Genomic DNA, 23,988 nt, shown 5'->3' with positions numbered 1-23,988 from the left:
CTCGGGTCAGGTCCGCCGCGTCACAGCTTCCATCCGTCGCGAGATGAAGCGTCGCGCGGCTGTCGAGCCCGTCATCGGCCACGTCAAGGCCGAGCACCGCATGGACAGAAATTATCTCAAGGGACGCCTCGGCGACCGCATCAACGCTGTTCTCGCCGCTGCCGGCTATAACTTCGGCCTGCTGCTGCGATGGCTCGCAGAGCTCTTGCGTGTCATCATCCGAGCCTTCTTCGAGACCGTCCCGGCTCGAAACACCGCTTAAGCCGGGCGCCGGCGCCAGTTCTTCACGAACGACTAAGGCGCCCGCATTGCGATGCCTACGTAGGCTTACGCCGTTCGCGCTCAGCCCTGTTCGCTGCTTTGAGCAGGTCTCCGATGTAGTCGGAGATGTCGCCGATCTCAGCTTGCAAGTCGGCCGCCGAGAAACCCTGCTCCTTGGCAGCCGCGACAAGACGGCGGGTCAGTTCGGCGATATCCTGCGACGCGCCGACAGTGCGAAACTGCTCGACAGCGTGAATGCTATTCTCGACCCAGAAATCGATAAACTCGCGGGCCTCGCTCACCGGATACCCCCCAACGCCAAACCAAGAACTAGCGTTAGCGCCGGTGCGTGAACATGGCAAGGCCGCCTCAGTTGTCCCTCTTCGTTTGCCATCGTAGCGATGGCCACGCCGCCGCCGCACCCCACAAGTCGAATTGCGCCCCGCTAGGCTTTATCCCAACGTCGGAGCACGCAGCCGACGGGGACGGCCTTTGCATCTATTGTTCCGACTATTGGTGGCGTCGGTTCTGTTGGGTTTTGCCGTTTGGCTGACGATGGGACCGCCGCCGAAGAATGCCCCGAAGCCAGGTCTGCTCGCGCATCGAGTGCCGTAAGCGCAGCTTTCCCGGGGGAGCAGGGTTGTCGTGGTAACCTCTGCCACCGGGCTGAGAGGGCAAAATATGTCCATCTATTCGCACTTACAAATCGACGCCATGGCGTCGAAAGACGCCAACCTTATTGAAAAAGCTGCACGCGCTCAGCGTCAAAGATCGCGATGACCCGCTGACGGAAATGATCGCGAAGACGATTATCAAGGTCGCGCAATCTGGTCTCAGGGACCCCGCCGAGATTTCGGCGCAGGCGATCAAGGCACTGGAAGTCCGGTGACGCCGGGAGTTGATGTCTTCCCGCGCGCGCTCTGGAACGACCGCCTTATCCCAATTAGGAACGAGATACGCGAGCCAGCATTGGCGACAATGGACGACAAAAACCTGCAAGCGCACAGTGAACAAGCCCTTGTCGTGGTGGCCCTCAGCACGGCAACTCTGATCGCGTCCGTCGCCCTCTTGGTATCCGCATGGTAAGGCCGTCTCAGGTTAGGGCCTCGATGCTGAGATCAGATCAGGCTCAATATTTGAACCGCGTTCCCGAGTGGAACCAGGACGACAGCACCGATCGCAACATCCGCTCCCGCGTTCGGGAACCGAAACATTCCGGCCCTCGGAGAATTAGCGCTTGGAGGCTTCGGGGCTTCGCAAGATGCGAGGCATATCATGATCCCACTGTCAGCGGGCAACGCCTTCCTCATAGTTGCGATTATGAGCGTCACTTTCCTGACTGAGGTCGCCTTTTTCATCGTGGTCGGGCTGTTCTGAAAGGAACGCGCGCACTGGCACGGCGCAGCCGATGTGAGGACCCAGTCCTTCTCCCGGCTCAACGACGAGGCTTATCCCAGCGCTCACCCGCTGGAATGATTGAGGGCGACTGCTCTTCAAATTCGCGGAGCCGGTCGATTTGCATTTTGAGCCTCGGCGAGAGTTCCGTCTCTGGTTCCAGCGACGCTCGCAGCGTCTCGCCGATCTCCCGGACAATGGCCCGGCTGTGAACGTGGTCGATGTCGATGCGGTTGCGCATTACACAGCCTCCGGTCGGAATGAACAACACCACCGGCAGGCCGAGAGTGCGCTCCCCCCGCAAACACATCGGGGCGCGGCTAGCGATTGTGAATAAACCGGAGACCGCCGCTTTTGGCTATCTTGCGCGAGCGCTGGTTTTTGACAACAGCGGGTCTTTGGTAACGACCTTTGGCTATCTGCGACATGCGCCGGGTTGTTCACCAGCGAGCGGCGGTCTCATGGCTTCTAAGTCTTGGCTAGCCTCTTCGTTCCCCAATTCTGATCGCGAACGGAATGAGGAACCTACGGAGCACAGAGCCGAAGCATCGACCATGCAAAGCGCCGGGCAACGCCGGCGATACTCATAGGAAATCGCTCGCGCTCGGGAACCAATTCCAAAAGTGTCGGGTTAATTGATGGGGCCGATGCAAGGGACCATCGCCATGAGGATCGAATATCTCGCTGCAATTGCGATAGCTGTTTGGACCGCTGGTGCTGGATTGGCAGCGGTCCATTCCGTCGGCTCGCCGCTCGAAACGCAGTCCACGCCGACCGCCACTGAATTGGCGACCCGAATAGCCGCGTCCGTGGATGCGTTCTCGCCTCGGTCCGGCGGTTAACAGCCCCCACTCGAGTGCGTCTAGGCACCGGCCGCCACCCGTATTCGTCCGGGATGGAAGTTTTTCCTGCGCCGCAGCATAGTCGCGGTGTTCGTCGAGTTCATATTTGCTTTCGCCCGGCCGTCTTAGTTGGCGGCCGGGCTTTTGCTTTCGCATAGAGCCGAGCTCTTTTGCGCTACATCAATCATAAGCCTGCCAATCGGGCTAAGAGATGAGCCGCGTCCGAAACAACCTGACTGTCCAAGGGTTATGGGCTCAGGCTCTAGCGCTCTGAGCCCCTTCGTCCGGGGAGGCTCGCATGTCCGTCAGCAGCCACGCAGATGATCTGCATTCAGCCGTGCATTACGCGCTGGAGACGACCCATGCCATCGCAGTATGTCCTTTCCACCTGGATATAATGGTCCGTGTCGGTGATGACGCGGCTGAAAACCACGCCTTTGCGCGCGCCAGAAAGCTTATCAAGTGCGATGGCACGACGTGGGAGGGAGAAGCTCTCCGGAAGGAATTCCGACGTCAACTCAGCAAAGCCGCTGATCGGTATTGTCCTCACTGCGCTCTCTTAGGTGATCCGGAGCTTTAGACTTTTTCACGGTCAAGCACCAACTAGACTGATCGCCTCACGCAATTGCGGTAATGCCATCGACGAAGCTATCGGCCAAGACGCCGTCGTTCGGGGCGCTTCGTTAGTTCTTCTTCAGATCGCTCAGCTTGCGCATGTAGTAGCCGTGGCTCTGAACCGCTTGCCTGATCTCCTCGCTGACCCTGACCACCCTCTTCTTGCTCTTGCGCCATTTCCCTTGGGCGCTAACAGCCGGCACCGGCAATCCCTTTTTCACAACAAGCAGATCACGCCTGACGTTGAAATACACCTCGACCATGTAGTCTCTCCAAATGCTTGAAAGTATTCATTCAGAGCAGAACGCGGCTCATCGAAATGCAACTGGCTCTTTTGTGCCCGCCTGTGAATATCGAGGACAAGTGCTACGCTTGACATCCCGAGACGACGTTTTCTGTTTGGATGTTGTTCGCATGCCGCATCCAACGACCAACGATTATCTGGATAAATATGAGCGGGAGCTAGACGAGATCGTCGCCGCCTGTGACGGCGATCCACGTAGCGCTCTCCGGGCTCTCATGCTTGTCAATGAGCAGCTAGAGCACATCCTAAACTGCTTGAACGCTGAACTGGTTGAGCACGTGTCGCGGCATCATCGACGGCAGACGCTACATTAAGCTTTCCAATCCAACTCGGAGACCCGGCAAAGGGATGAGCTAGCTGCGCTGCTAGGCGGCCTCTTTGATCCGCGCGCAGGCCGTAAGCCGGATTTTTCCCGCATCGGTAAACCGGAAATACGTGCGCACGCGCTGGCCATCATACGCGCGATAGTCGAGCGAAACACAGTCCCCCTCGGGCATCAATGCTTCGATCTCGAACGCATCAGCTCCGAACGCCGCGAGCCTTTGATCCCAGTACCATTTCATCGCGGCTCGACCTTGAAAGCTCCCGCCCTCGCAGCACTCGACCGTAGCCGTCTCGTCGTAGAGGTCTAGCAGATCATCTAAGCGGCGCTGCTTACAGGCGTCGATCCAGTCGATAACGATACCGATGGCGTCGAAGCCCTCCCGAGCGTTGGACATGTTACACCTCATCGTTGGCGCTGCCCGCCCGAGATGGGTAGGTGCTCTGGGCTGAATGGATGGTGAACCGCCCCTGTTCCGCCGAATATTTTTCAAGTTCCCCGCTCATAGCGAGCGTTTCGCGTCTGATGCCGCCCGCCAGGGCCGCCAAGTTGCCGACGTAGCGGTTGATCACGCGGGACAGGTTGATGATCGCGTCTTGGTTGGTCCTGATCGAGTAGAGATCATGGGGCTTGCCTCATGGAACGGTCAGTGCTCAATCCCGTTACACCGGCTCATGCTCAAGGGAGGACTTCATATGCTGAAAATCGGTCTTGTCTTGGCGGCAGCCGCAGCCGCGCTGACAACCACATCACTTGCTATTCCAGCTAAAGCCGAAGGCATCAGGATGGCGCAAGGCGTTGATGTCCAGATCGGACGGGATCGCGAGGATCGCTATTACAGAGACCGCGACTACAGGGACCGAGACCGCTACGACCGCGACACCACAGTTGGCGTCGGCCCAGGTGGCATCACCGTCGGCCCAAGACAGCGCTGTCGCACAGAGACCGTCACCGTCGATCGTGATGATGGCCGTAGGGTTACCCGAAGGGAGCGCCGCTGCGACTAATTCCATTGCCCGAGGGAACTAGCAGGCCTAGTTCCGCTGCACCTTAGATTAGACGCCTTAGCGAGAGCGCTTCGGCAGTTTCGGAAGTCTGTCAGGATTGAATATTGGCGGCGGCGCAGGCGCGGGCGGCGGAACGAGAAAGCTTGCTCAACGTTCATAGGCGGGGCCAGACAGGGGTCTGTCCAATGAATGAAGCAACTCTATTCATGGTGGGCCTAGCGGCTTTAGCGCTATGGACCGCGATCGTCGCGGTCCATGACATAATGGCGGCATGGAAGCGCAAGCGGCTGCGGCTTCGCCGCTAGGATGGCTGAGACATTCTTGGGCCCGACCTGGAAGTCACATCGGGCCCCAAGGGTTGTATGAACCCCGCAGATTGGATCGTTGAACGGCCGATCGATCAGGCGACGAGACGCAGTCCGGCCTCTGCTTGTCTTGCTGGTGCAGGCTCGCCGATGATCCTCCGCAACTCGGCTGCGATGCGCCTGTGGAGGCCCGCATTGCGCGATGGCTGAGGTGAAGGGGATAGCAAAGACCCGGCAGCCAATGAAGGCCGCCGGGTGAATGAAGTAATGTCTCGGGGATGAAATGTGTCCCCGTTCTGCCCGGTTTTTGCCGGGCGGGCTATCCGGGCGACTACGTTCCGGGAAGATACGTGATCATGCCGCCATCCGCGTCTCAGCATCCTCCGCGCCAACGATCCGCCGTAGCTCGGCAGCCCACGCATCGAGTACTTCGCGTTTCTTCGCGACGATGATGCGGGTGGCCCGGTTGTAGACCTTGCGGGTTACCGCTGGCAGCGGCTTGCCGTGCTCGTCCTTGTTGGCCTGATGGTCGAGGCACAGCGAGATGGCGGCCTCCGACAGGCCAAGTTCGCCGCACATCGTCGCCGCCGTCCGCCGCAGATCGTGGGGCGTGAACGGCTCAAGCCCGAGCAATTCGCAGATGCCGGGCGTCTTCACCTTGCCGTTCCTGTGCTTGGTGCCTTTCAGCGCGCCTGACATCGCTTGGCGCGACAGCGGCGCGTTGCCGAACCGGCCGGTGAAAGCGTGGTCGTAATTTCCCATCGCCTCCTTGATGATCTCCAGCGCGAGATCGGATAGCGGCTGGTTGATGACGCGCCGCCGCTTGACCCGCCGCGCCGAGATGTCGACCGTGCCATTCTCGCCATTCAGTTCGTCGCGGTGGATCGGCAACAGCTCCCCGGAACGCAGCATCGAGATCAATGCGAACTTGAGCGCCAGCCGCGTCCTGCGATCCCGCGGCAGATCGTTCCGGTCGAGACCGTGCCACAGCGTCCGTATCTCCTCCTCGGACAGGATACGGTCGCGCGGATGCTCCTCGTCGAGCTTTGGCAGATTGACGCAAGGCGATGCCGTGATGTAGTCGCGGCCCGCTTCCGCCGGCCAGTTGAACAGGCCGCTCGCCGCGCGGCGCATGTGCCGGGCGTTGCTCACTGACGGTTTGCCGCCGTGCCGGCCCGCCACGATGTCGTTCGAGAGCGTCGCAATGTCGTGCTTGGTGACCTCGCTCGCGATCTTCTTGCCGAGCCGGGGGCTGAGGAAGTTGCGCAAGTGCCGAGCCACATTTTCCCAGCTTTCAATCCGGGGCCGCATTTCCCCGTCCGGCTTGCGGACTGGCGTCTTCATCCAGTCGATCCGCTCCTCGATGATCTCGTGGACGGTCTTGCCGCGCTTGGCCTGCCGTTCCTTCCGGTCGCGGAAGGTCTCGGCCATCGCATCGCCGCCCATGCCCTTGAGCCCGTAGACCTTGCTGCGGGCATCCTCGACGGTGAAGGTCTCGGGGTTATAGACGCCCAGCCAGCCGGTGCGCTGTTTCCCGGTCTGCCGATCGGTGAACTAGAAGGAGAAGGTCGCCACGCCGGCGGTGGTAATGCTGACGTACAAGCCCGGGCATTTGCGGTCATAGATTTTGGTCCGCTTGGCAACGCGCTTCTCGCAGAGGCGATCGGTGAGGATCACGGCGCCATTGCGGGCGCGCTTGCCGGCGGGTCCGCCGGCGGGTTCGGTGGTCGTGGTAGTATCCATTTCAGTGTCAGGGGTTTTGACCAACAGAGCCGGCCTTTGGGCCGGGCCCTAGATTTGGCGAAACCCGCCGAAGCACCCCGAAATAGGCTAGACAAAAGATACTTGTTTTAAAGGCTTTTCTTAGTTTCGGCGCGTTTATCCGAATTCCAAATTATAGACGTGTGGTCCTGACGCCCTAGCGGTAGGTGTCTTTTCGCATTGCGCGATGCGCGTTGCGAAGACGGTGACAACAAAGCCCAGTCTCGCCGGGGAGAGCACGAAATAAGCCGTAGCCCATCGCGCAGGGAAAGCCGGATTGCTCCGGTTACACCTGTGGTCCTACCCCCGAGCTTTCTACCCATTGCTCGGGGGCCATGGGTGCGATCGGCACCCGGCTTTCCCTGCGCCCTCTTCAACAGAGAGGGCGGAACGACGAGCACAGCTCGGGCGAAACACGCCGCGAGAATGGGATGTGTGACTCACAGATCGTGCAACAATTTCAGCGTCGTCCCGGTGAAGGCCGGGACCCATTGCCACGAATGCGAATTGTGGCGCGACGCTGGGGCCACGGCCTGTTTTTCAACAACGCTATTCTGTGGTTATGGGTCCCGGCCTTCGCCGGGACGACGAATGGAGAAGGCCTGCGCCGGCTTTCGCTCTCAATCCCGATACGACGGATCCGCCCGGTCGAGCTTGCGCAGCAGCGCGGGCCAGGCGAGTTCGCCGTTGCGGGCGGTGCGGCCCGGCTTCGGCAGCATCCGCTCATAAGTGTCTTCGAGGATATTTTGCGGCGGATAGATCAGCTTGGTATTGCAGGACAGCGCCATCACCTGGGTCTGGCAGGCGCGCTCGAGGCGGAACAGCACGTTGAAGGCGGCGGGCACGGTGCGGCCGACGACCAGAAGGCCATGGTTGCGCAGGATCATCGCCTCGTTGTCACCGAGGTCGCGGACCAGGCGTTCGCGCTCGTCGACATTGTCGGCGATGCCCTCGAAGTCGTGATAGGCGATGTGCAGGAAGCGCATCGAGGTCTGCGCCAGCGGCAGCAGGCCGCATTCCATCGCCGAGACCGCCATGCCGGCCGGGGTGTGGGTGTGCGCGACGCAATCCATGTCGTGCTTGGCCATGTGGATGGCGCTGTGAATGACGAAGCCCGCGACATTGACGTCGTAGTCGGTAGCGTTGAGCAGCGTGTTGCCTTCGACGTCGACCTTGATCAGGCTGGAGGCGTCGATCTCCTCATACAGCATGCCGTAGGCGTTGATCAGGAACTGGTCGGTGGTGCCAGGCACGCGGCAGGAGATGTGGTTCGCGATCATCTCGGTCATGCCGTACATCGCCGTCAGCCGGTAACAGGCGGCGAGATCGACGCGGGCCTGCCATTCCTCGGCGCTCACCTGCTCGCGGACGGATTTGACGACCTTGATCGCGGGCGAACTGACGGGGGGATTCATGGCGTTCTCTCCTTGAGATATTTGCGGGGCCGCGGCCCGATTGTTGCCGCGGACCATAGCAGAATCCGCGCGGCGGCAAGCTGCGCTGCGTCTGCGTATTTGCAGGTCTGGCGGGCAAAAACCGAATGCGGATTGGCGCGCCGCGCCTTCAATGCCACAATGCGGAAAACAGCCGAGGCGCACCAAAATGAGCGATCGCAAGATACGTATCGGCGTCCTGCATTTCTCCCACGAAACCGTCTCGTTCCTGCCGAACGAGACCACGCTCGACGACTTCATCTATCCGGGCTCGCCGGCCAAAGGCGAGGCGCTGCTGCGGTTCGATCCCAAGAACCACATGGGCGGGTTCGTGCAGGTGGCGCGCGAGTTCTCCGAGGTCGAACTGGTCGGCATCGAATCCCCGCTCTGGCCGAAGACTTACACCGGATCCGGCTGGATCACCGAGGAAGCTTATCGCACCTTCACCGGCAAGATGATCGCCGGATTGAAGGAGGAGGGACCGTTCGACGGCGTCTATCTGTGCTTGCATGGCGCGATGGCCGTGCGCGGCGTGCCGCGTCCCGAAGCCGATCTGGCGCGGCAGGTGCGCGAAGTGGTCGGCCGCTCCGCCTTCATCGCCGCAACCTTCGATCCCCACGGCAATGAGGATGAGGCGTTCCTCGAGCAGGCGGACATGGCATTCGCGGTCAAATATTTCCCGCATTATGACGCGCATCTGCAGGGCGAACGCGCGGCGCGCATGCTGGTGCGGGCGATCCGAGGCGACTACAAGCCGGCGCACAGGACGATCAAGGTTCCCGTGATCTCGCCCACGGTGCTGCAGTGGACCGGGGCGCGGCCGTGGATGGACCTCGTGCAGCGCGCGCTGGTCTGGGAGGCCCGCGAGGTCGACGTCTACGTCAACATCTTCTTCGGCTTCCCGTTCGCCGACGTTCCCGATGTCGGCATGACCGTTCAGGTTCTGACCAACGACAATCCAAAGCTCGCCGAGCAGGTCGCGCGTGATCTCGCGGGCACGATCTGGCGTCTGCGCGAAGCCTTGCTGCAATCGACCAAACTGCACAGCATCGCCGAGGGCGTCGCGCTGGCCAAGCAGGCCGTCGCAGCTGGCAATACACCGGTGGTGCTGGCCGATCACAGCGACCGGTCGGGGGCGGCGACCTGGCTGCTGCGTGAGATCATCGCGCAGGACCTCGCCAACACCGTGATCGCAACCATTGCGGATGCCAGGGCGACGGCAAGCCTCAAGGCCGCCGGCGCCAAGGCCGGCGATGCTTTCGACATGGAGATCGGCGGCCGCGCCGACGAGTCGGCGGGCGATTCGGTTCGGATTCAGGGCACGGTTTCGGCGGCGGGCGAGGGCTACGGCCAGTTCTGGGTCTGCGTGCGCTTCGGCCGCAACAATGTACTGATCCTGTCCACCTATCTGGTGCAGGTCATGGAGCCGTTCTCGCTCAAGGCGCTGGTGCCCGACATTGGCACCTTTGACGTGATGGCGATCAAGTCGCGGGTCCATTTCCGGCGCGGCTTCGACGACAATGGATTTGCCAAGATGATCCTCCTGGTCGAACCCGACGAGCCGTTCCTCGGTACCACGCGTCTCGACAAGCTGCCGTACAAGAACGTCGATCTCGCGCAGTTCTATCCGTACGGCAATCCGGCATTTTCGGAGGCGTCGTCATGACGGAGAACCGCTATCGCCTGGTCGGCTCGACCGCCTCGCCCTATGCGATCAAGTTGCGCGCGCTGATGCGCTACCGCCGGATCCCGCACGACTGGGTGATCATGACCAAGGCTTTGCGCGAGGCAACCGCGCATCTGAAGCCGATGCTGATCCCGGTGCTGCAATATCCCGACGGCAGCTACCGCGGCGAGACCACGACGCTGGCCTATGATCTGGAAGCGCGGCATCAGGGACGGTCGGTGATCCCCGAAGACAAGGCCATCGCTTTCATCTGCGATCTGCTCGAGGACCTCGCCGACGAATGGGCGGTGAAGCCGTTGTTTCTCTATCGCTGGTGGGATCCGGAAGACCAGGCCTATGTCTCGCGCTGGGCCGGCGAGGAGTGGTCGACATCGGAGGCCGAGGCCGGCAGCTGCGAGGAGATCGAGGAGTTCCGGCAGCGGCAGATTTCGCGCATGGTCATTCTCGGCGCGACGGATGAGAACAGGCCGCTGCTGGAGGAGAGCTACCGGCGTACGCTTGCCGCGTTCGAGCCTCATGTCGGCATGAGGAGCTATCTGTTCGGCAGCCGGCCGTCGCTGGCGGATTTTGCCTGGTTCGGCCAGCTCAGCGAGATGGCGACCGACCCGACCCCGATGCGGATCATGCGCGAGCGCGCGCCGTTCACCGATCACTGGGTGCGGCGGCTCGACGATGCGTCAGGTGTCGAGGGTGACTGGTATCCTCGTGAGCAGGCGCTTGGCGGGTTCGCGGAGGCGCTGCTGCGGATCGCCGGCGAACTTTATCTGCCGTTCCTGGCGGCCAACGCGGATGCATTCGCGAAGGGCCTCGAACGGATCGAGATCAACGTCTGGGGACTGCCCTACGCGCTGGCGCCGTTCAAATATCAGGTCAAATGCCTGCAGCAGCTGCGCGAGAAGTTTGCCGCGCTCGATGCCGGCGAGCGCGCGGCGTTGAAGCCGGTGCTGGAACGCACCAGATGCTGGGCGATCCTGAACGGAGGCTGATCGATCAGCGACGATAGGCCGATTCGAAACGGTCGGCGCCTACGTCCGGTGCCGGCTGCCAAGCGCGATCGCAATCGTCTCAGGCTGCTTGATCCGCTCGATCAGCATGTGATGCGGTCGCCGCCCCAGAACAACTCGCCGTTGAACACCATGCTGGGCACGCCGAACACGCCGAGCGCTTCGGCTTCGTCGATGATGCGATCATGTTCGGCGCGGGCAGGACCGCGAACATAGGCCTCGAAGGCGTCGGCGGAGCCGCCGACCGCGGTGATCACGTCGGCAATCTCGGGCAGTTCGTCGATCTCGAGCTCATGGTTCCAGAACTTCCGGAACACCATGTCATGATAGGGCCGGAACAGTCCGTGGCGCTGCGCGAACAGCATGCCGGCGCTGGCATAGAACGCGTCATAGATCCGGCGCGGGCCCTTCATGGTCAATCCCTGCGCGTTGGCGAACCGCCGCGCATCCATGTAGGCGTAGCGCACCTTGCGCCAGAAGTGCGGCGTGCGTTCCTCGACCGTGCCCATGAATTCGGGAATGCGAAGCGTGTAGGGCAGCCATTCCAAATCGACGCTGTAGATCTCCTCGAGTTCGAATAGCCGCTTGTTGGCGACGTAGGCATAGGGAGACTTGTAGTCGGTGTAGATGCGTACGCGCGGCTTTTCCATCATCGTTCCTCACCCGGTCGGGACAATTGTTTCCGATCCCGCGCGGGGGTGCAATGCGGCCTGATGAAGGGAGATGGCAGGCAAACGAATGGGCCCCGGTGCATTCAAGCATCTTGCGGGGCCCTGCTACTTCGTTTTAGCGAAGGATGTCTGGTAAAGACCAGTGGTGTTTCGGGACCTAAAAGCGCGTGGCCTTTGCGCTCTCGTCCTGCGGATATCTTCAGATTGTCGGCAGTGCACGCGGCTAGCAGCTGCTGTTCGCCTCAACGTGCACCGTGACCTTGCCGCTGAGCAAGGTCGCTGGCTTTCGCCGGTGGCGTCATGCTCCTCTCCGAGGGGTGGTCCGACGGACATCTGTCCGCTTCTGCTGCCTGGCGGCCGATCCCATAATCGTCCGTCAATTCCTGCGACGCGAGGAGCAAGCGCTCCAGCACCCCAACAGGTGCAGTCAGCGAAATGCTGCGGCAGTTATGGCCTTCTGTCAAGTTAACGAGCGAGGGAACTCAGGTCAGGATTCCTGTCGCGCCTTGGTCTTTCGATATTGGGTGAAGTCCGGATCGTGCGTCATTTTCCAGTAGTCGACGAACCGCCACGGCATCGCCGAGAACACGCGGCCGCCGCTGTTGCGGTAGTAGGTCGTCATGCCCGGGTGCGTCCAGATCAGTTGCTCATGCTCGGCGTCGACGTTGCGGATATACGCGTCATGCGCGTCGGGATGCACGTCGATCGCGGCGATGTCGTTCTCGATCATCTCGACAAGGCAGGCGGAGATGTAGCGGCTCTGGCATTCCGACTGGAAGATCACGCTGCCGCCATGCGCGGGCCCCGAGTTGGGACCAAGCATCAGAAAGAGATTGGGGAAATCAGGCACGGTGAGACCGAGATAGGCGGTCGGATTGTCGTCGCGCCAGGTCTGCTTGAGGTTCTTGCCGTCACGCCCGGTGATGTTGAGCCGCGCCGCCATCTCGGAGACCTTGAAGCCGGTCGAGATCACGATGACGTCGTGCTGCCGCGACGTGCCGTCGGCCGTGACGATTCCGTGCCGATCGAAATGGTCGATCTTGTCGGTGACCAGCTCGACATTCGGTTTGGTCAGCGTCTTGAACCAGTTGTTGTCGAGCAGGATGCGCTTGCCGTAGGGCGGATAGGTCGGCATGCATTTCTCAATCAGGTCGGGGCGATCCTTCAGCTCGGAGAGAATGAAGTCGGCCAGCTCCTGGCGATGCCGGTCGTTGCCCTTGTTGACGGCGCGGTCCGGATGCGGCCAGGCCGGATCCTTGCGCAGGAACGGCAGCAATCCGTCGCCGTAACGCCAGAACATGTTGAAGCGGTACCACTGCACATAGAACGGCAGATGCGCGAGCAGCCAACGCGCGCCTTCGGTGATCGGATCGGAATAGCCCTTCACCGGCCGCGCCCATTGCGCGGTGCGCTGGTAGACGGTGACCGAGGCGACGCGGTCGGCAATCGACGGCACCAGCTGCATCGCGGTCGCGCCGGTGCCGATCACGGCGACATGCCTGCCGTCGAGCTTGATGTCGTCGGACCACAGCGCCGAATGAACCTTCAGACCGGTGAAGTTCTCGTCTCCCCCAAAGCGAGCAGGCAAGGGATCGTTGAGCTGGCCGATCGCACTGACCAGCGCGGTGGACTCGAAGGTCTCTTCGCCGCAGGCAGTCTTCAGCGTCGAGATCCAGCGTCGCTTGCCTTCGTCCCAGCGCGAGGCGACGAGCTCGGTATTGAGGCGGACGTGCTTGCGGATGCCGTATTCGCGCACGACCTTGAGCAGATAATCGAGCAGCTCCTGGCGCTGTGCGAAATAGCGGGTCCACGGATTGCGGGCGCCGAACGAGAAGGAATAGGAGTGGTTCGGCGTATCGACGCCGCAGCCGGGATAGCGGTTGACGTACCAGGTGCCGCCGATCTCGTCCCGCCTCTCGACAATCGTATAGGGGATGCCGAGCCGGCCGAGCGCGACGCCAAGCGCGATCGCGCAGACCCCGGCGCCGACGATCAGCACATGCTGCTGCGCCAGCTTCTCGCCAGAGGGGCGCTCGCGCCAGCGCGCGTCGCGTGGGATGAACCCCATCTCCTCCCGCATCAGCGGCGCATATTCCGGCGCGACATTGTCGCCGAGCGTCGCGCGCATCATCCGCAGCATCAGCTCATTGCCGGGATCGGTGATGATGGGCTTCGGCGTGCCGTTCGCGAACAGGTTCAGGACCGCCGCGCGAATCTCGTCCTGGATCTCCTTTGGCACACCGGCGTCGGGATCCGGGATCAGACGGACGTCGCGCTTCGGCTTGTAGGGCGGCTCGAGCCACTTCTCGTCGCCGGTCATATGCACCAGCACCATCAGCAGCACGCGGATGTCACCCTCGGCGATGGCGGAGGACAGATCGAGGTGTTTGCGCGGAAGCTCGATATTCATGCGTTGTCCTCAGCTGCGTGGGGCTTCCGGCAGGCCGCCATAGGCGGCCCAGGTGGTGCCTGCGATGTAGCCGGCATCGACCGGCAGGTTGATGCCGGTGATGCCGCTGCTCTGCGGCGAGAGCAGCCATGCGATCGCCTGCGCCACTTCGATCGGCTCGACCAGCCGGTTCAGCGCGGTCGGCCGCGCCAGCAGATCCTTGTTCAGGGCGCCCGATGCGATGCCCGCCTCGAGCGCTGCCGTGCGGGTGAAGCCGGGCGACACCGCGTTGACGCGGACGCCGGAACGGCCCCATTCGGCGGCGAGCGTCTGCGTGATCTGGATGACGCCGGCCTTGGCCGCGGTATAGGCGTGGATCGGGCCCGACGTCATGCCGGCCACCGAGGCGACGTTGACGATCGCGCCATGCCGCCGCTTCGCCATGGCGATGCCGACGCTGCGCGCGACCAGGAAGGTGCCGCGCAGGTCGATATTGACCTCGCGGTCCCATTGCTCCATCCGCACCCGTTCGATCGTGTGCATCTTGCCGAACACGCCGGCGGCGTTGACGAGGCCGCTGATCGGACCATGCGCGGTCTCGATATCGGCAATGCCCGCGACAACGGCGCTCTCGTTCGCGACGTCGAACGGCGCCGGCCACAGGACGGCGGCTGTTCCAACCAGCGGCTCCGGCGCGATGTCGACGATGACGACGCGATGCCCCTGATCGGCGAGCAGTGTCGCGGTCGCCGCGCCGATGCCGCGGCTGCCGCCGGTGACGAGGATGGTGCCCTCAGCGCTCATGATTTTCTTCCCTTGTCGCTGGTGGTGAACAGGCCGCGGGTGACCAGCTTTTGATAGGCGGTGATCACATAGTCGGGCACCGCGGTGACGCCGCGCTCGGAATAGGAGTAGCGGCGGCTGAGATAACCGCGCGCGCCCATCAGCACCTGGACGATGGCCTCGAATTCCTCGTCGCTGAATGCGTTGGTCGCACCCGCTGCCCGCGCGCGTTGCAGGATCCGCACATAGGCGCTCGAGATGTTGTCGAAATGCTTCTGGTAGCCGATCGGCGCGAAGAATTCGGCCTCGTTGAGGATGCGCAGGAATTCCGGCACCTCGCGGATGAAATCGAAGAAGGCGCTGAAGCGCTCGACCTCCTGCCGGGCCTCGCTCGCGGTGCCGGTGCGCGCATGGATGAAGCGGACCATGTCGAGGCCGATCTTCGGCAGCAGCTGGTCGAGCAGCTCCTGGCGGTTCTCGAAATGATTGTAGAAGGTGCCCTGCGCGACGCCGGCGGCCTCGGTGATGCGCGCGACCGAGGCTTCGGCATAGCCGTATTTGCCGACGACCTTGGTCGCGGCGTCGAAGATCTTCTGCTTGGTCCAGGCGTTGCGCTCGACCCGGTTGAGCTTTGTCACCTTGGCGGTTGTCGCTTGCGTCATGCGGTGGCCTCGAGTTCGGCGCGGAGCACGCGTTTGAGCACTTTGCCGGATGGGTTGCGCGGCAGGCTGTCGCGGATGACGAGCTGCCGCGGCACCTTGAAGCCGGCGAGCCGTGTCCGGCAGTGGTCGGTGAGACCGGGCAGGTCGAGCTTGGCGTCGTCGGCCAGCACCACGATCGCGACCGGCTTCTCGCCCCAGCGCGCGTCCGGCAGGCCGATCACCGCGACCTCGCGCACTTCAGGCATTTCGTAGATGACGCGCTCGACCTCGGAGGAGGCGATGTTCTCGCCGCCGGAGATGATCATGTCCTTCTTGCGGTCGGTCAGATACAGGAAGCCGTCGTCGTCGAGATAGCCGACATCGCCGGTGCGGAACCAGTCGCCGAAGAAGGCGGATGCGGTCTTCTCCGGATCCTTCCAGTAGCCCTGCGTGACCTTCGGGCCGCGCAGGCAGATCTCGCCGTTCTGGCCGGCCGGCAGGCGCTTGCCGGCATCGTCGCGGATCTCGATTTCGACATGGGCGATAGCGCGGCCGGTCGAGCCGATCTTCTCGATCTCGCGGCCGGCGTCCATGAAGGTATCGCCGCCGCAGCTTTCGGTGAGGCCGTAGGCATCGATGTAGCGCGCCTTCCCAAAATAGTCGGAGAAGGCGCGAATGCGGAGCTCCGGTGTCTTCTCGCCGCCGCCGATCGCCCATTGCAGGCTGGAGACGTCGTAGCGCTCGCGGTTCGGATGAGTGAGGAGGGCCGTGGTCATGACCGGCGCGAACCATGCCGCGTTGAGCTTCTCCCGCTCGATCGCGGCGAGCGCAGGTTCAGGCTCGAAGGTGCGGTGAATGCACAGCATGCCGCCATGCCAGAGCACCGCGATGCCGGGCAGGTCGAGCGCGCCGACGTGATAGAGCGGACCGACGACGAGCAGCCGCGTGTCGGCGTTGAGCCCGAGCACCAAGGTCTGGTCGGCGGACTTCCAGTAGACGTTCTCGTAAGTGAGCATCACCCCCTTGGGACGATCGGTCGTGCCCGAGGTGTACATCAGCCGCATCAGGTCGCGCGGCTGGCAGACATGCATCGGCGCCGGCGCGATGTCGGGCGCAAGGTTGGTGACGCTGGATTGCGCGACCTCATCGAGCAGCACGACTGGCGCGCCGCCGGCGGCGATCGCGGCAAACTCCTCGTCGGCGACCAAGAGGCGCGCGCCCGAATTGCCGACGATGTAGCCGACCTCATCGGCCGACAGGCGATAGTTGATCGGCAGGAACACCGCGCCGATATGGCTGGTCGCGAACACCAGCTCGAGAAAGGCCGTGCTGTTCTTCATCAGCACGGCGACGATGTCGCCGGGCGCGATCCCGCGCGCCGCGAGCCAGCCGCCGACCTGCCGGATCCGCAGATCAAAGTCGGCGTAGGAGACGTCCTCACCGCGATATTTCAGCGCACAGCGGTCCGGAGTCCGCCGGGCATGAAATGCGATGAAGCTGGAAAGGTTGATCATTTGCCGCTGGCGGGGCCGATTCCGGCGCCGTTTTCTCCCTAGATGAATTATGAGTCGTAATTCATCTTTGGCTTGACGTCACCCCCCTTGCTCTGAAAACATCGTGGTCATGGAGACGGAACGATCTCCGGCAGGGATTTTGGGAACGCGAACCCGACAGGGAGGGGAATGATGAAGAGGACCCGGAAACCGGGCATCACCCGGCGCTCGACGCTTGCGCTGATGGGCGCCGGTGCGGTGAGCTTTGCCGCGCCATGGGTGGCGCGCGCACAGGCCAAGACGATCAAGATCGGCATGCCGACCATTCTGTCGGGCCGCGTCGCGCAGCTCGGAACGTCCTCGCGCAACGCAGTGCTGCTGGAGGTCGAGAAGGTCAATGCCGCCGGCGGCCTTGCCGGACGGCAGATCGAGATGGTGATCCGCGACTCCAAGGGACAGCCGCAGGAAGCCGCGCGTGTCGCGCGCGAGCTCGTCAATACCGACGGCTGCGAGATGCTGCTCGACGGCGAAGCGTCCTCGGGATCGTTCGCGGTTCACGAAGTGGCGCGCGATCTCGGCGTGCTCTGCATCCACACCTGCTCGGAAGCGTCATCGCTGACCGCCGATCCCAAGCAGCACATCCCGAACGCCTTCCGCTGCGTGCGGCAGGGCATTCACGACTCGATCGTCGGCGCCAGCTACGCGGCAGGGATCGCCAAGGCCAAGGGCCTGAAGAAATGGGCGACCTGTTCGCCCGACTATGCCTATGGCCGCGACACCACCGGCGAGTTCGTGCTGTATCTGAAGAAGTTCGCGCCCGACGTCGAGATCATCAGCGAGTCTTGGCCAAAGCTGTTCCAGCCCGACTACACCGAGGTGGTGACCAAGATCCTGCAGGCCAAGCCGCAGGCGCTTTATTCGTGCCTGTGGGGCGGCGATCTCACCTCCTACATCGACCAGGCCAACATCTACGCGATGTTCACCCAGATGGAGGTGTTCGCGGTCAACATGGCCGACTACACCGCACTCACGGTGGTGAAGAACCTGCCCAAGGGCATCCACTCCGGCGATCGCTATATCAAGACATTCCCGCCGACGCCCGAAAATGCGGCCTGGGGCGATGCCTACAAGGCCAAGTACAACGAGTATCCGACCAACTGGTCGTGGCAGAACGCGACGGCGGTCATGTTCCTCAACGAGGCCGTCAAGAAGGCGAACTCGACCGACGGCAAGAAGGTCGCGGAAGCGCTCACCGGGCTCACCATCAAGTGCCCGTTCGGCGCCGACGGCACCGTGACCATGCGCGCCGAAGATCACACGCTGGTCGGCTACGCCATCGGCTGGGGCACCACGATCCCGCAGGAGCCCTACGTGCCCGATGTGAAGGCTGGAGACTGGAAGACCATCTTCGAGCTCGAAGCCGAGTGGAAGAAGAGCAAGGGCTACACCTGATCCGCATGTCGGGCGGAGGCGGCAATCTGCTGCCTCCGCCTCGCATCTGATGTTTGTCGCGCGCCGACGTTGCGGCCCGCCGTGATGGATGATTTTCCGTGGACCTCGACGCGCTCGCCAGTTGCCTCGCCAGCCCTGCCTGCCTGGTGACGCAAACCACCAGCGGCCTGATCATCGGCATGCTGCTGTTCCTTGTCGCCGTTGGGCTGACGCTGATCTTCGGCGTGCTCAAGGTGGTCAATTTCAGCCACGGCGCCTTCTATATGTTCGGCGCCTATTTCGCGATGACGGCCTATCAGCTCACCGGCAGCTTCGCGCTGGCGATGCTGAGCGGCGCCGTCGGCACCGCGATCCTCGGCCTGATCTTCGAGCGCGTGTTCATGAGCCGGGTCTACGGCCGCGACGTCTTGATGCAGCTCCTGGTCTGCTACGCCTTCGTGCTGATCTTCGACGATGTCGTCCGCATGATCTGGGGGCCTGAGTTCAAGTCGATGGGCATGCCGGCTGCATTCCAGGTGCCGCCGCTGTTCATCGCCGGCGGCGTGGTGCCGCCGTACTATTTGCTCTTGATCGGGGTGGCGCTCGCCGCGGCCGTTGTTCTCGGCCTGGGGCTGGCGCGCTCCAGGATCGGCAAGGTGATCCGTGCGGCTGCGCATAATCCCGGAATGGTCTCGGCGCTCGGGATCAATACCGGGCTGATCTATGGCGGCGTATTCGCCCTCGGCGGCATGCTGGCGGGACTGGCGGGAGCGCTTGCCGCGCCGGTGCGCTCGCTGACACCGGGCATGGGGTTCTCGGTGCTGATCGAGTCCTTCATCGTCACCGTGATCGGCGGTATGGGCTCGATCTTGGGAGCGCTGATCGGCGCGCTTTTGATCGGCCTGATCCGCTCCTTCGGATCGCTCGGCTTCCCGCTGTTCACCGAGGGCTTGATGTATCTGTTCATGGTGGTCGTGCTGGTGTCGCGTCCGAGCGGGCTGTTCGGCAAGGAGGTCGCATGACCGAATTGCAGGCTGGGCAGGGCACGCAGCCCCTCGATGTTGCCCGGATCGACGCCAGGCCGCAGCGTTACCGCGATGTGCTGATCGCGCTCGCGGCCTTTGTCCTGCTCGCGCTGCTGCCGTTCATCTTCGGCAGCAAGCAGCTGCTCGACTTCGTGATCCGCTGCGCGGCCTATGGATTGTTCGCGACGTCGCTCAACCTTCTGGTCGGCTACACCGGACTGATCTCGTTCGGCCACGGCATGTTCTTCGGCCTCGGTGCCTATGGTTTCGGGCTGATGATGCAGAAGACCGGCGTGCCGATCCCGGTGGCCTTCGTCGCCACGCTGGCGATGACCCTGGTCGTCGCCGTCGTCATCGGCGCGATCTGCGTGCGGTTGAAGGAAATCTACTTCGCGTTCGTCACGCTGGCATTTCAGATGCTGATTCACTCAACCATCCTGTCGTGGCAATCGCTGACCGGCGGCGACCAGGGCCTGCGCGGCGGGATCCCGAGGCCGCCGTTTCTCGGCATCGATCTGTCGAATCATCTACATCTCTACATCACGAGCTGCGCCCTGCTGGTGATCGGCCTGCTGCTCATGCGCCAGATCGCGCAATCGCCGTTCGGCTACACGCTGCGCATGATCCGCGACAACGCCACGCGGGCGAGCTTCATCGGCATCGATGTCTGGCGCGCCAAGCTGACGATCTTCGTGCTCGCTGCGCTGTTCGCGTCGACCGGCGGCATCATCATGGCGCTGTTCGTCTCCGGCGCCTATCCCGAGTTCGCCTATTGGACGATCTCGGGCGAGGGCATCTTCATCAACATGCTCGGCGGCGTGACAACCTTCCTCGGACCGATGGTCGGCACGGTGCTGCTGCTGATCCTCAACGATACCGTTACCCGCCTGACCGAGTATCACGGCATCGTGCTCGGCATTGTGATCCTGTTCTTTGCCATCGGCCTGCGAAAGGGCCTGATGGACTTTGTCGTCGAATGGTTCGCGCAGCGTCGCGGAGAAGCCGGGGAGCGCGCGCCATGAGTGCACAGACGCGGATCAGCGTCGTAACCGGCGGCGCCAGCGGCATCGGCGCGGCGTGCGTGCGTGAGCTCGCAGCGGCCGGCGATCTCGTCGCCGTTCTCGACCGCGATCTTGCCAAGGCGCAGGCGGTTGCGGCGGAAGTCGGCGGCAAGGCGTTTGCGGCCGATGTGGCGGACGAGCGCAGCGTCGAGGCGTGTGCGGCCGCGATCGAGCGCGACGGCGGCCCGGTCGCGGTGCTGGTCAACAGCGCCGGCATCATCCAGGTGCCGGTCCGGCCGCACGAGCTGCCGATGACCTCCTGGGACGACGTCGTGCGCATCGACCAGCGCGGCACCTATGTCGCCTGCGTTGCCTTTGCGCGGCAGATGATCGCGCGCAAGCGCGGCAGCATCGTCAACATCGCCTCGATTGCCGGCATGCGCTCGATGCCGTTGCATGCCTATGCGCCCGCCAAGGCGGCGGTGATTGCCATCACCGAATGCCTCGCGGCCGAATGGGGGCCGTCCGGCATCCGTGTCAATGCCGTGTCCCCCGGCTATACGCTGACGCCGGCGCTGAAGAATGCCATCGATCGGGGAGAGCGGGATGTCTCGGCGCTGGCTGCCAATGCAGCACTTCGCCGCCTCGTCGACCCCTCGGAGATCGGCCGCGTCGTCGCATTCCTGGCGTCCGACGCGGCCTCCGCGATGACCGGCGCCAACGTGCCGGTCGATTGCGGCTGGCTTGCCGGCACGTCGTGGAGCACCTATGGCGGGTTGCGGGAGGCGAGCGGTTAGCCATGCTGGAGATTCGCGGACTCTCGAAATCCTTTGGCGGCGTCAAGGCGACCGACAACGTCTCGCTCGACTTCGCTGACGGTTCGCTCACCTCCGTGATCGGCCCCAACGGCGCCGGCAAGAGCACATTCTTCAACCTGATCACGGGCGCGCTGCAACCTGATGCCGGGCAGATCTTGCTCAACGGCGTCGACATGGCGGGCAAGGCCCCGCCGGAGATCGTGCGCCATGGCATCGGCCGCGCCTTTCAGGTCGCGAGCATCTTCCCGTCGCTGACGGTGGAGGAGACGATGCTGGCTGCAGTCTGTGCCGATCAGCGCCGCGCCGGCGTGATGCATCGCCGGTTTCCGCTGGCCGAGACGCGCGACCGCGCCGAGCATGCGATGGAGCTGCTCGGCCTCGCCGGCAAGCGCAACCGGACCGCGGCGACGCTGTCGCATGGCGACCAGAAGCTGCTCGATATCGCGCTCGCGCTGGTACTCGAGCCCAAGGTGCTGCTGCTCGACGAGCCGACCGCGGGCATGGGTACCGAGGAGCGCTGGCGCATGATCGACAAGGTGCGCGAGCTCTGGGAGAAGCAGAAGATCACCGTCGTGTTCATCGAGCACGACATGGACATCGTGTTCAAGATTGCGCCCCAAATCGTCGTGCTGTGCTACGGCCGGATCCTGGCGACCGGGACGCCGGACGCGATCCGCAGGAACGATGCCGTGATCGAGGCCTATCTCGGCAGCGACGACCACGCGGGAGCGGTGGCATGAGCGCGCAGCCGGTGGTGCAGGTCGAGGACCTCGACGTCTATTATGGCACCAGCCAGATCCTGTTCGGCGTCGGCCTGTCGGTGCGGCAGGGCGAGACCATGGCGCTGCTCGGCCGCAACGGCGCCGGCAAGTCGACCACCATGAAGGCCGTCATGGGGCTGGCGCCGGCGCGCCGCGGCAAGGTGACCCTGCGCGGCCAGGTGGTCTCAGGAATGCGGCCGCATCACATCGCGCGCGCCGGGCTCGGCTTCGTGCCGGAAGACCGCCAGATCTTTCCCGAGCATACGGTGGAGGACAATCTCGTCATCGGCCAGAAGAAGGGGCCTGATGGCGAGGACGAGTGGTCGATCCGCCGCGTCTATGATGTGTTCCCGCTGCTCGAGCCGCTGCGGCACCGGATCGCCGGAAGGCTGTCCGGCGGCGAGCAGCAAATGCTGGCGATCGCCCGCACGCTGATGGGCAATCCGGCGCTGCTGCTGCTGGATGAGCCGAGCGAGGGGCTGGCGCCGATCATCGTACAGCGCATCGGCGAGCTGCTGCGGCAGCTCCGCGGCACCGGTGCCACAGTATTGATCGCCGAGCAGAACATGCATTTTTGCCTTGGCCTTGCGAGCCACGCGACGGTTATCGATAAGGGACAGATCGTCTACACATCCTCCATCGAGGAGCTGAAGGCCAACGACAACATCCGGCAGCGCTATCTGGCGCTGTAGGGCATGATCCGCGAAAAGCGCGCAGCGGTTTTCCCTCGCGACAAGCGCGCAGCGTTTGCGCGGGGATCATACCCAAAGGACAGGGCACTTCGACAGCGATGGGAGGACAAATGGCGGGCAAGCTGACGCCGACGCATGAAGCGCCGTATCGCGGGCTGAAGGTACTCGATTTCGGGCAGGGGATTGCCTCGCCCTATTGCGCGATGCTGCTCGGTGTCTACGGCGCCGACGTCATCAAGGTCGAACCGCCGGAGGGCGACTGGTCGCGCTATCTCGGCACGACCTACGGCAATCACACAACGCTGTCGGCGGTCTACAACCGCGGCAAGCGCAGCCTGTGCCTCGACATGAAGCACAAGGACGGGATCGCGATCGCGCAGCGGCTGTCGCGCGAGGCCGACGTCCTCATCGAAGGATTTCGTCCCGGCGTCGCAGAGCGGCTCGGGCTCGGCTATGAGGGCCTGTCGCGCGACAATCCCGGCCTGGTCTACCTGTCGGTCAGCGGCTTCGGGCAGAGCGGCCCCTACGCCAAGCGGCCCGGCTCGGATTCGGTGGCGCAGGCGTTCTCGGGGCTGGTCTCGGTCAATCTCGGCGCCGATGGCGTGCCGCATCGGGTCGGCACCACGATTTCCGACGTCGTCACCGGCGTCTATGCGTTCCAGGCCATCGCCACGACGCTGTTCGCGCGTGCCACCGTCGGCACCGGACGCTGGATCGACGTCAATCTCTGCCAGTCGACGTCGGCGCTGCTCGGCCACAAGGTGGCGGAGTTCATCCTCGAGGGCGGCGCGCCGCGCGCGCTGAACGTTCCGGCCGGCACCTACCAGACCCAGGACGGCTGGATGATGGTCACCCTGGTGAACGAGCCGCAATACAAGCGGCTATGCGGTGCGATCGGCCGTGAGGACCTCGCCGGCGATCCGCGTTTTGCCGACTTCGCCCGCCGCGCCGATGCGGCCGACGCGCTGATCCCGCAATTGCGCGAGGTGTTCCTGACCCAGGCGACGGATGCCTGGCTGACCCGGCTGCATGCGGCCGATATCATCGCCGAGCGGATCCTCAATCCCGGCGAATGGCTGCGCAACGTCCATGTCGAGGCGACCAGGGCGTCGGTGCGCCAGGACACACCTGGCGTCGGCACGGTCTACACACCACGCACGCCGGGGATCGCGGGCCTGTCCGAGGATCACCTTTGCCCCGCGCCTGACGTCGGGCAGGATAGCCGCGCCGTGCTGACGGAGGCCGGCTTCGGTTCCGCCGAGATCGACGGCCTGCTGCTCTCGGGCGCGGTGCGGCAGGCCAAGAGCTAACGGGAGGCAACACATCATGAGCACCGACGTTACTCGG

24 protein-coding genes and 1 pseudogene are annotated in these 23,988 nt (G+C 63.4%); 12 read left to right on the top strand and 13 right to left on the bottom strand.

Annotation, left to right across the window (positions count from 1 at the left end; genetic code table 11):
* On the top strand, positions 1-262 hold a 262-nt coding region (locus tag J6525_RS19775; protein ID WP_512699755.1), incomplete at its 5' end, for a transposase.
* Positions 263-317: 55 nt separating this feature from the next.
* On the opposite strand, the gene J6525_RS19770 is transcribed toward J6525_RS19775, so the two are convergent.
* A complete protein-coding gene (locus tag J6525_RS19770) occupies positions 318-563 on the bottom strand; it encodes a hypothetical protein (protein WP_225645919.1) in 246 nt (81 codons plus the stop codon).
* A 437-nt stretch (positions 564-1,000) separates the two neighbouring features.
* Here J6525_RS19770 and J6525_RS19765 point away from each other — a divergent pair, with 437 nt between their 5' ends.
* The gene (locus J6525_RS19765; protein ID WP_225645918.1) at positions 1,001-1,150 is read left to right on the top strand and encodes a hypothetical protein; all 150 of its coding nucleotides are present in this window, start codon (positions 1,001-1,003) and stop codon (positions 1,148-1,150) included.
* A gap of 546 nt (positions 1,151-1,696) precedes the next feature.
* Here J6525_RS19765 and J6525_RS19760 read toward each other — a convergent pair.
* Together J6525_RS19760 and J6525_RS19755 are read right to left on the bottom strand one after the other, a co-directional pair.
* Entirely contained in the window at positions 1,697-1,897 is a 201-nt protein-coding gene (locus J6525_RS19760; RefSeq protein WP_225645917.1) for a hypothetical protein, read from the bottom strand.
* 1,284 nt (positions 1,898-3,181) lie between these two features.
* Positions 3,182-3,376 carry a hypothetical protein gene (locus J6525_RS19755; protein WP_225645916.1) on the bottom strand — a complete coding sequence of 65 codons (195 nt, stop codon included), beginning with the start codon at positions 3,374-3,376 and terminating at the stop codon, positions 3,182-3,184.
* Between the two features lie 151 nt (positions 3,377-3,527).
* On the opposite strand from J6525_RS19755, the gene J6525_RS47490 reads away from it, so the two are divergent.
* Positions 3,528-3,731 (top strand): hypothetical protein, encoded by a 204-nt coding sequence (locus J6525_RS47490; protein WP_376708533.1) that lies wholly within the window; start codon positions 3,528-3,530, stop codon positions 3,729-3,731.
* Between the two features lie 51 nt (positions 3,732-3,782).
* Here J6525_RS47490 and J6525_RS19750 read toward each other — a convergent pair whose 3' ends face one another.
* The 5 genes and pseudogenes from J6525_RS19750 to J6525_RS19730 form a co-directional block, all read right to left on the bottom strand.
* Complete coding sequence (locus J6525_RS19750; RefSeq protein ID WP_225645915.1) at positions 3,783-4,136, bottom strand: nuclear transport factor 2 family protein; 354 nt, start codon at positions 4,134-4,136, stop codon at positions 3,783-3,785.
* A 133-nt stretch (positions 4,137-4,269) separates the two neighbouring features.
* Positions 4,270-4,350, bottom strand: a pseudogene (locus J6525_RS19745) (SOS response-associated peptidase); the annotation flags it as partial.
* A gap of 1,055 nt (positions 4,351-5,405) precedes the next feature.
* Positions 5,406-6,497 carry a tyrosine-type recombinase/integrase gene (locus J6525_RS19740; RefSeq protein WP_225645914.1) on the bottom strand — a complete coding sequence of 364 codons (1,092 nt, stop codon included), beginning with the start codon at positions 6,495-6,497 and terminating at the stop codon, positions 5,406-5,408.
* A gap of 108 nt (positions 6,498-6,605) precedes the next feature.
* On the bottom strand, positions 6,606-6,794 hold the full coding sequence (locus J6525_RS19735) for a hypothetical protein (RefSeq protein ID WP_225645913.1): 189 nt from the start codon (positions 6,792-6,794) through the stop codon (positions 6,606-6,608).
* A gap of 638 nt (positions 6,795-7,432) precedes the next feature.
* Positions 7,433-8,227 carry a class II aldolase/adducin family protein gene (locus tag J6525_RS19730; RefSeq protein ID WP_225645912.1) on the bottom strand — a complete coding sequence of 265 codons (795 nt, stop codon included), beginning with the start codon at positions 8,225-8,227 and terminating at the stop codon, positions 7,433-7,435.
* Positions 8,228-8,414: 187 nt separating this feature from the next.
* On the opposite strand from J6525_RS19730, the gene J6525_RS19725 reads away from it, so the two are divergent.
* Both J6525_RS19725 and J6525_RS19720 read left to right on the top strand, forming a co-directional pair.
* The gene (locus J6525_RS19725) at positions 8,415-9,911 is read left to right on the top strand and encodes a M81 family metallopeptidase (RefSeq protein WP_225645911.1); all 1,497 of its coding nucleotides are present in this window, start codon (positions 8,415-8,417) and stop codon (positions 9,909-9,911) included.
* A complete protein-coding gene (locus J6525_RS19720) occupies positions 9,908-10,918 on the top strand; it encodes a glutathione S-transferase N-terminal domain-containing protein (protein ID WP_225645910.1) in 1,011 nt (336 codons plus the stop codon). Before J6525_RS19725 ends, J6525_RS19720 begins: the two co-directional genes overlap by 4 nt.
* A 101-nt stretch (positions 10,919-11,019) precedes the next feature.
* Here J6525_RS19720 and J6525_RS19715 read toward each other — a convergent pair whose 3' ends face one another.
* The 5 genes from J6525_RS19715 to J6525_RS19695 form a co-directional block, all read right to left on the bottom strand.
* Positions 11,020-11,586 (bottom strand): 2-hydroxychromene-2-carboxylate isomerase, encoded by a 567-nt coding sequence (locus J6525_RS19715; protein WP_225645909.1) that lies wholly within the window; start codon positions 11,584-11,586, stop codon positions 11,020-11,022.
* Between the two features lie 508 nt (positions 11,587-12,094).
* Positions 12,095-14,017: a flavin-containing monooxygenase gene (locus J6525_RS19710; protein ID WP_225645908.1), complete on the bottom strand. Its 1,923-nt coding sequence runs from the start codon at positions 14,015-14,017 to the stop codon at positions 12,095-12,097.
* A gap of 9 nt (positions 14,018-14,026) precedes the next feature.
* Positions 14,027-14,800 carry an SDR family NAD(P)-dependent oxidoreductase gene (locus J6525_RS19705; RefSeq protein WP_225645907.1) on the bottom strand — a complete coding sequence of 258 codons (774 nt, stop codon included), beginning with the start codon at positions 14,798-14,800 and terminating at the stop codon, positions 14,027-14,029.
* On the bottom strand, positions 14,797-15,441 hold the full coding sequence (locus J6525_RS19700; protein WP_157345231.1) for a TetR/AcrR family transcriptional regulator: 645 nt from the start codon (positions 15,439-15,441) through the stop codon (positions 14,797-14,799). Before J6525_RS19700 ends, J6525_RS19705 begins: the two co-directional genes overlap by 4 nt.
* A complete protein-coding gene (locus J6525_RS19695; protein WP_225645906.1) occupies positions 15,438-16,934 on the bottom strand; it encodes an AMP-binding protein in 1,497 nt (498 codons plus the stop codon). The genes J6525_RS19700 and J6525_RS19695 overlap by 4 nt, the downstream gene beginning before the upstream one ends.
* Positions 16,935-17,105: 171 nt before the next feature.
* On the opposite strand from J6525_RS19695, the gene J6525_RS19690 reads away from it, so the two are divergent.
* The 7 genes from J6525_RS19690 (at position 17,106) to J6525_RS19660 (ending at position 23,951) form a co-directional block, all read left to right on the top strand.
* On the top strand, positions 17,106-18,365 hold the full coding sequence (locus tag J6525_RS19690) for an ABC transporter substrate-binding protein (RefSeq protein WP_225645905.1): 1,260 nt from the start codon (positions 17,106-17,108) through the stop codon (positions 18,363-18,365).
* Between the two features lie 98 nt (positions 18,366-18,463).
* A complete protein-coding gene (locus J6525_RS19685) occupies positions 18,464-19,366 on the top strand; it encodes a branched-chain amino acid ABC transporter permease (protein WP_076834117.1) in 903 nt (300 codons plus the stop codon).
* Positions 19,363-20,391 (top strand): branched-chain amino acid ABC transporter permease, encoded by a 1,029-nt coding sequence (locus tag J6525_RS19680; RefSeq protein ID WP_225645904.1) that lies wholly within the window; start codon positions 19,363-19,365, stop codon positions 20,389-20,391. The genes J6525_RS19685 and J6525_RS19680 overlap by 4 nt, the downstream gene beginning before the upstream one ends.
* Positions 20,388-21,167 (top strand): SDR family NAD(P)-dependent oxidoreductase, encoded by a 780-nt coding sequence (locus tag J6525_RS19675; protein ID WP_225645903.1) that lies wholly within the window; start codon positions 20,388-20,390, stop codon positions 21,165-21,167. Before J6525_RS19680 ends, J6525_RS19675 begins: the two co-directional genes overlap by 4 nt.
* A gap of 2 nt (positions 21,168-21,169) precedes the next feature.
* Positions 21,170-21,928, top strand: coding sequence for an ABC transporter ATP-binding protein (locus J6525_RS19670; protein WP_225645902.1), 759 nt, complete (start codon positions 21,170-21,172; stop codon positions 21,926-21,928).
* Entirely contained in the window at positions 21,925-22,641 is a 717-nt protein-coding gene (locus tag J6525_RS19665; RefSeq protein WP_225645901.1) for an ABC transporter ATP-binding protein, read from the top strand. Before J6525_RS19670 ends, J6525_RS19665 begins: the two co-directional genes overlap by 4 nt.
* Positions 22,642-22,751: 110 nt before the next feature.
* Positions 22,752-23,951, top strand: coding sequence for a CaiB/BaiF CoA transferase family protein (locus J6525_RS19660; RefSeq protein WP_225645900.1), 1,200 nt, complete (start codon positions 22,752-22,754; stop codon positions 23,949-23,951).
* Positions 23,952-23,988 lie beyond the last annotated feature (37 nt).

This window comes from Bradyrhizobium australafricanum (assembly GCF_020329495.1).
GTDB lineage: Bacteria > Pseudomonadota > Alphaproteobacteria > Rhizobiales > Xanthobacteraceae > Bradyrhizobium > Bradyrhizobium australafricanum.
This window is presented reverse-complemented; position numbering and strand designations above follow the sequence as displayed.

Excerpts from the sequence above, each read along its gene's own strand:
- J6525_RS19730 (WP_225645912.1), bottom strand. The coding sequence starts at position 8,227 with ATGAATCCCCCCGTCAGTTCGCCCGCGATCAAGGTCGTCAAATCCGTC.
- J6525_RS19680 (WP_225645904.1), top strand. The coding sequence starts at position 19,363 with ATGACCGAATTGCAGGCTGGGCAGGGCACGCAGCCCCTCGATGTTGCC.
- J6525_RS19705 (WP_225645907.1), bottom strand. The coding sequence starts at position 14,800 with ATGAGCGCTGAGGGCACCATCCTCGTCACCGGCGGCAGCCGCGGCATC.
- J6525_RS19665 (WP_225645901.1), top strand. The coding sequence starts at position 21,925 with ATGAGCGCGCAGCCGGTGGTGCAGGTCGAGGACCTCGACGTCTATTAT.
- J6525_RS19735 (WP_225645913.1), bottom strand. The coding sequence starts at position 6,794 with ATGGATACTACCACGACCACCGAACCCGCCGGCGGACCCGCCGGCAAG.
- J6525_RS19660 (WP_225645900.1), top strand. The coding sequence starts at position 22,752 with ATGGCGGGCAAGCTGACGCCGACGCATGAAGCGCCGTATCGCGGGCTG.
- J6525_RS19725 (WP_225645911.1), top strand. The coding sequence starts at position 8,415 with ATGAGCGATCGCAAGATACGTATCGGCGTCCTGCATTTCTCCCACGAA.
- J6525_RS19715 (WP_225645909.1), bottom strand. The coding sequence starts at position 11,586 with ATGGAAAAGCCGCGCGTACGCATCTACACCGACTACAAGTCTCCCTAT.
- J6525_RS19720 (WP_225645910.1), top strand. The coding sequence starts at position 9,908 with ATGACGGAGAACCGCTATCGCCTGGTCGGCTCGACCGCCTCGCCCTAT.
- J6525_RS19695 (WP_225645906.1), bottom strand. The coding sequence starts at position 16,934 with ATGATCAACCTTTCCAGCTTCATCGCATTTCATGCCCGGCGGACTCCG.
- J6525_RS19670 (WP_225645902.1), top strand. The coding sequence starts at position 21,170 with ATGCTGGAGATTCGCGGACTCTCGAAATCCTTTGGCGGCGTCAAGGCG.
- J6525_RS47490 (WP_376708533.1), top strand. The coding sequence starts at position 3,528 with ATGCCGCATCCAACGACCAACGATTATCTGGATAAATATGAGCGGGAG.
- J6525_RS19710 (WP_225645908.1), bottom strand. The coding sequence starts at position 14,017 with ATGAATATCGAGCTTCCGCGCAAACACCTCGATCTGTCCTCCGCCATC.
- J6525_RS19760 (WP_225645917.1), bottom strand. The coding sequence starts at position 1,897 with ATGCGCAACCGCATCGACATCGACCACGTTCACAGCCGGGCCATTGTC.
- J6525_RS19740 (WP_225645914.1), bottom strand. The coding sequence starts at position 6,497 with ATGGGCGGCGATGCGATGGCCGAGACCTTCCGCGACCGGAAGGAACGG.
- J6525_RS19750 (WP_225645915.1), bottom strand. The coding sequence starts at position 4,136 with ATGTCCAACGCTCGGGAGGGCTTCGACGCCATCGGTATCGTTATCGAC.
- J6525_RS19675 (WP_225645903.1), top strand. The coding sequence starts at position 20,388 with ATGAGTGCACAGACGCGGATCAGCGTCGTAACCGGCGGCGCCAGCGGC.
- J6525_RS19755 (WP_225645916.1), bottom strand. The coding sequence starts at position 3,376 with ATGGTCGAGGTGTATTTCAACGTCAGGCGTGATCTGCTTGTTGTGAAA.
- J6525_RS19700 (WP_157345231.1), bottom strand. The coding sequence starts at position 15,441 with ATGACGCAAGCGACAACCGCCAAGGTGACAAAGCTCAACCGGGTCGAG.
- J6525_RS19690 (WP_225645905.1), top strand. The coding sequence starts at position 17,106 with ATGAAGAGGACCCGGAAACCGGGCATCACCCGGCGCTCGACGCTTGCG.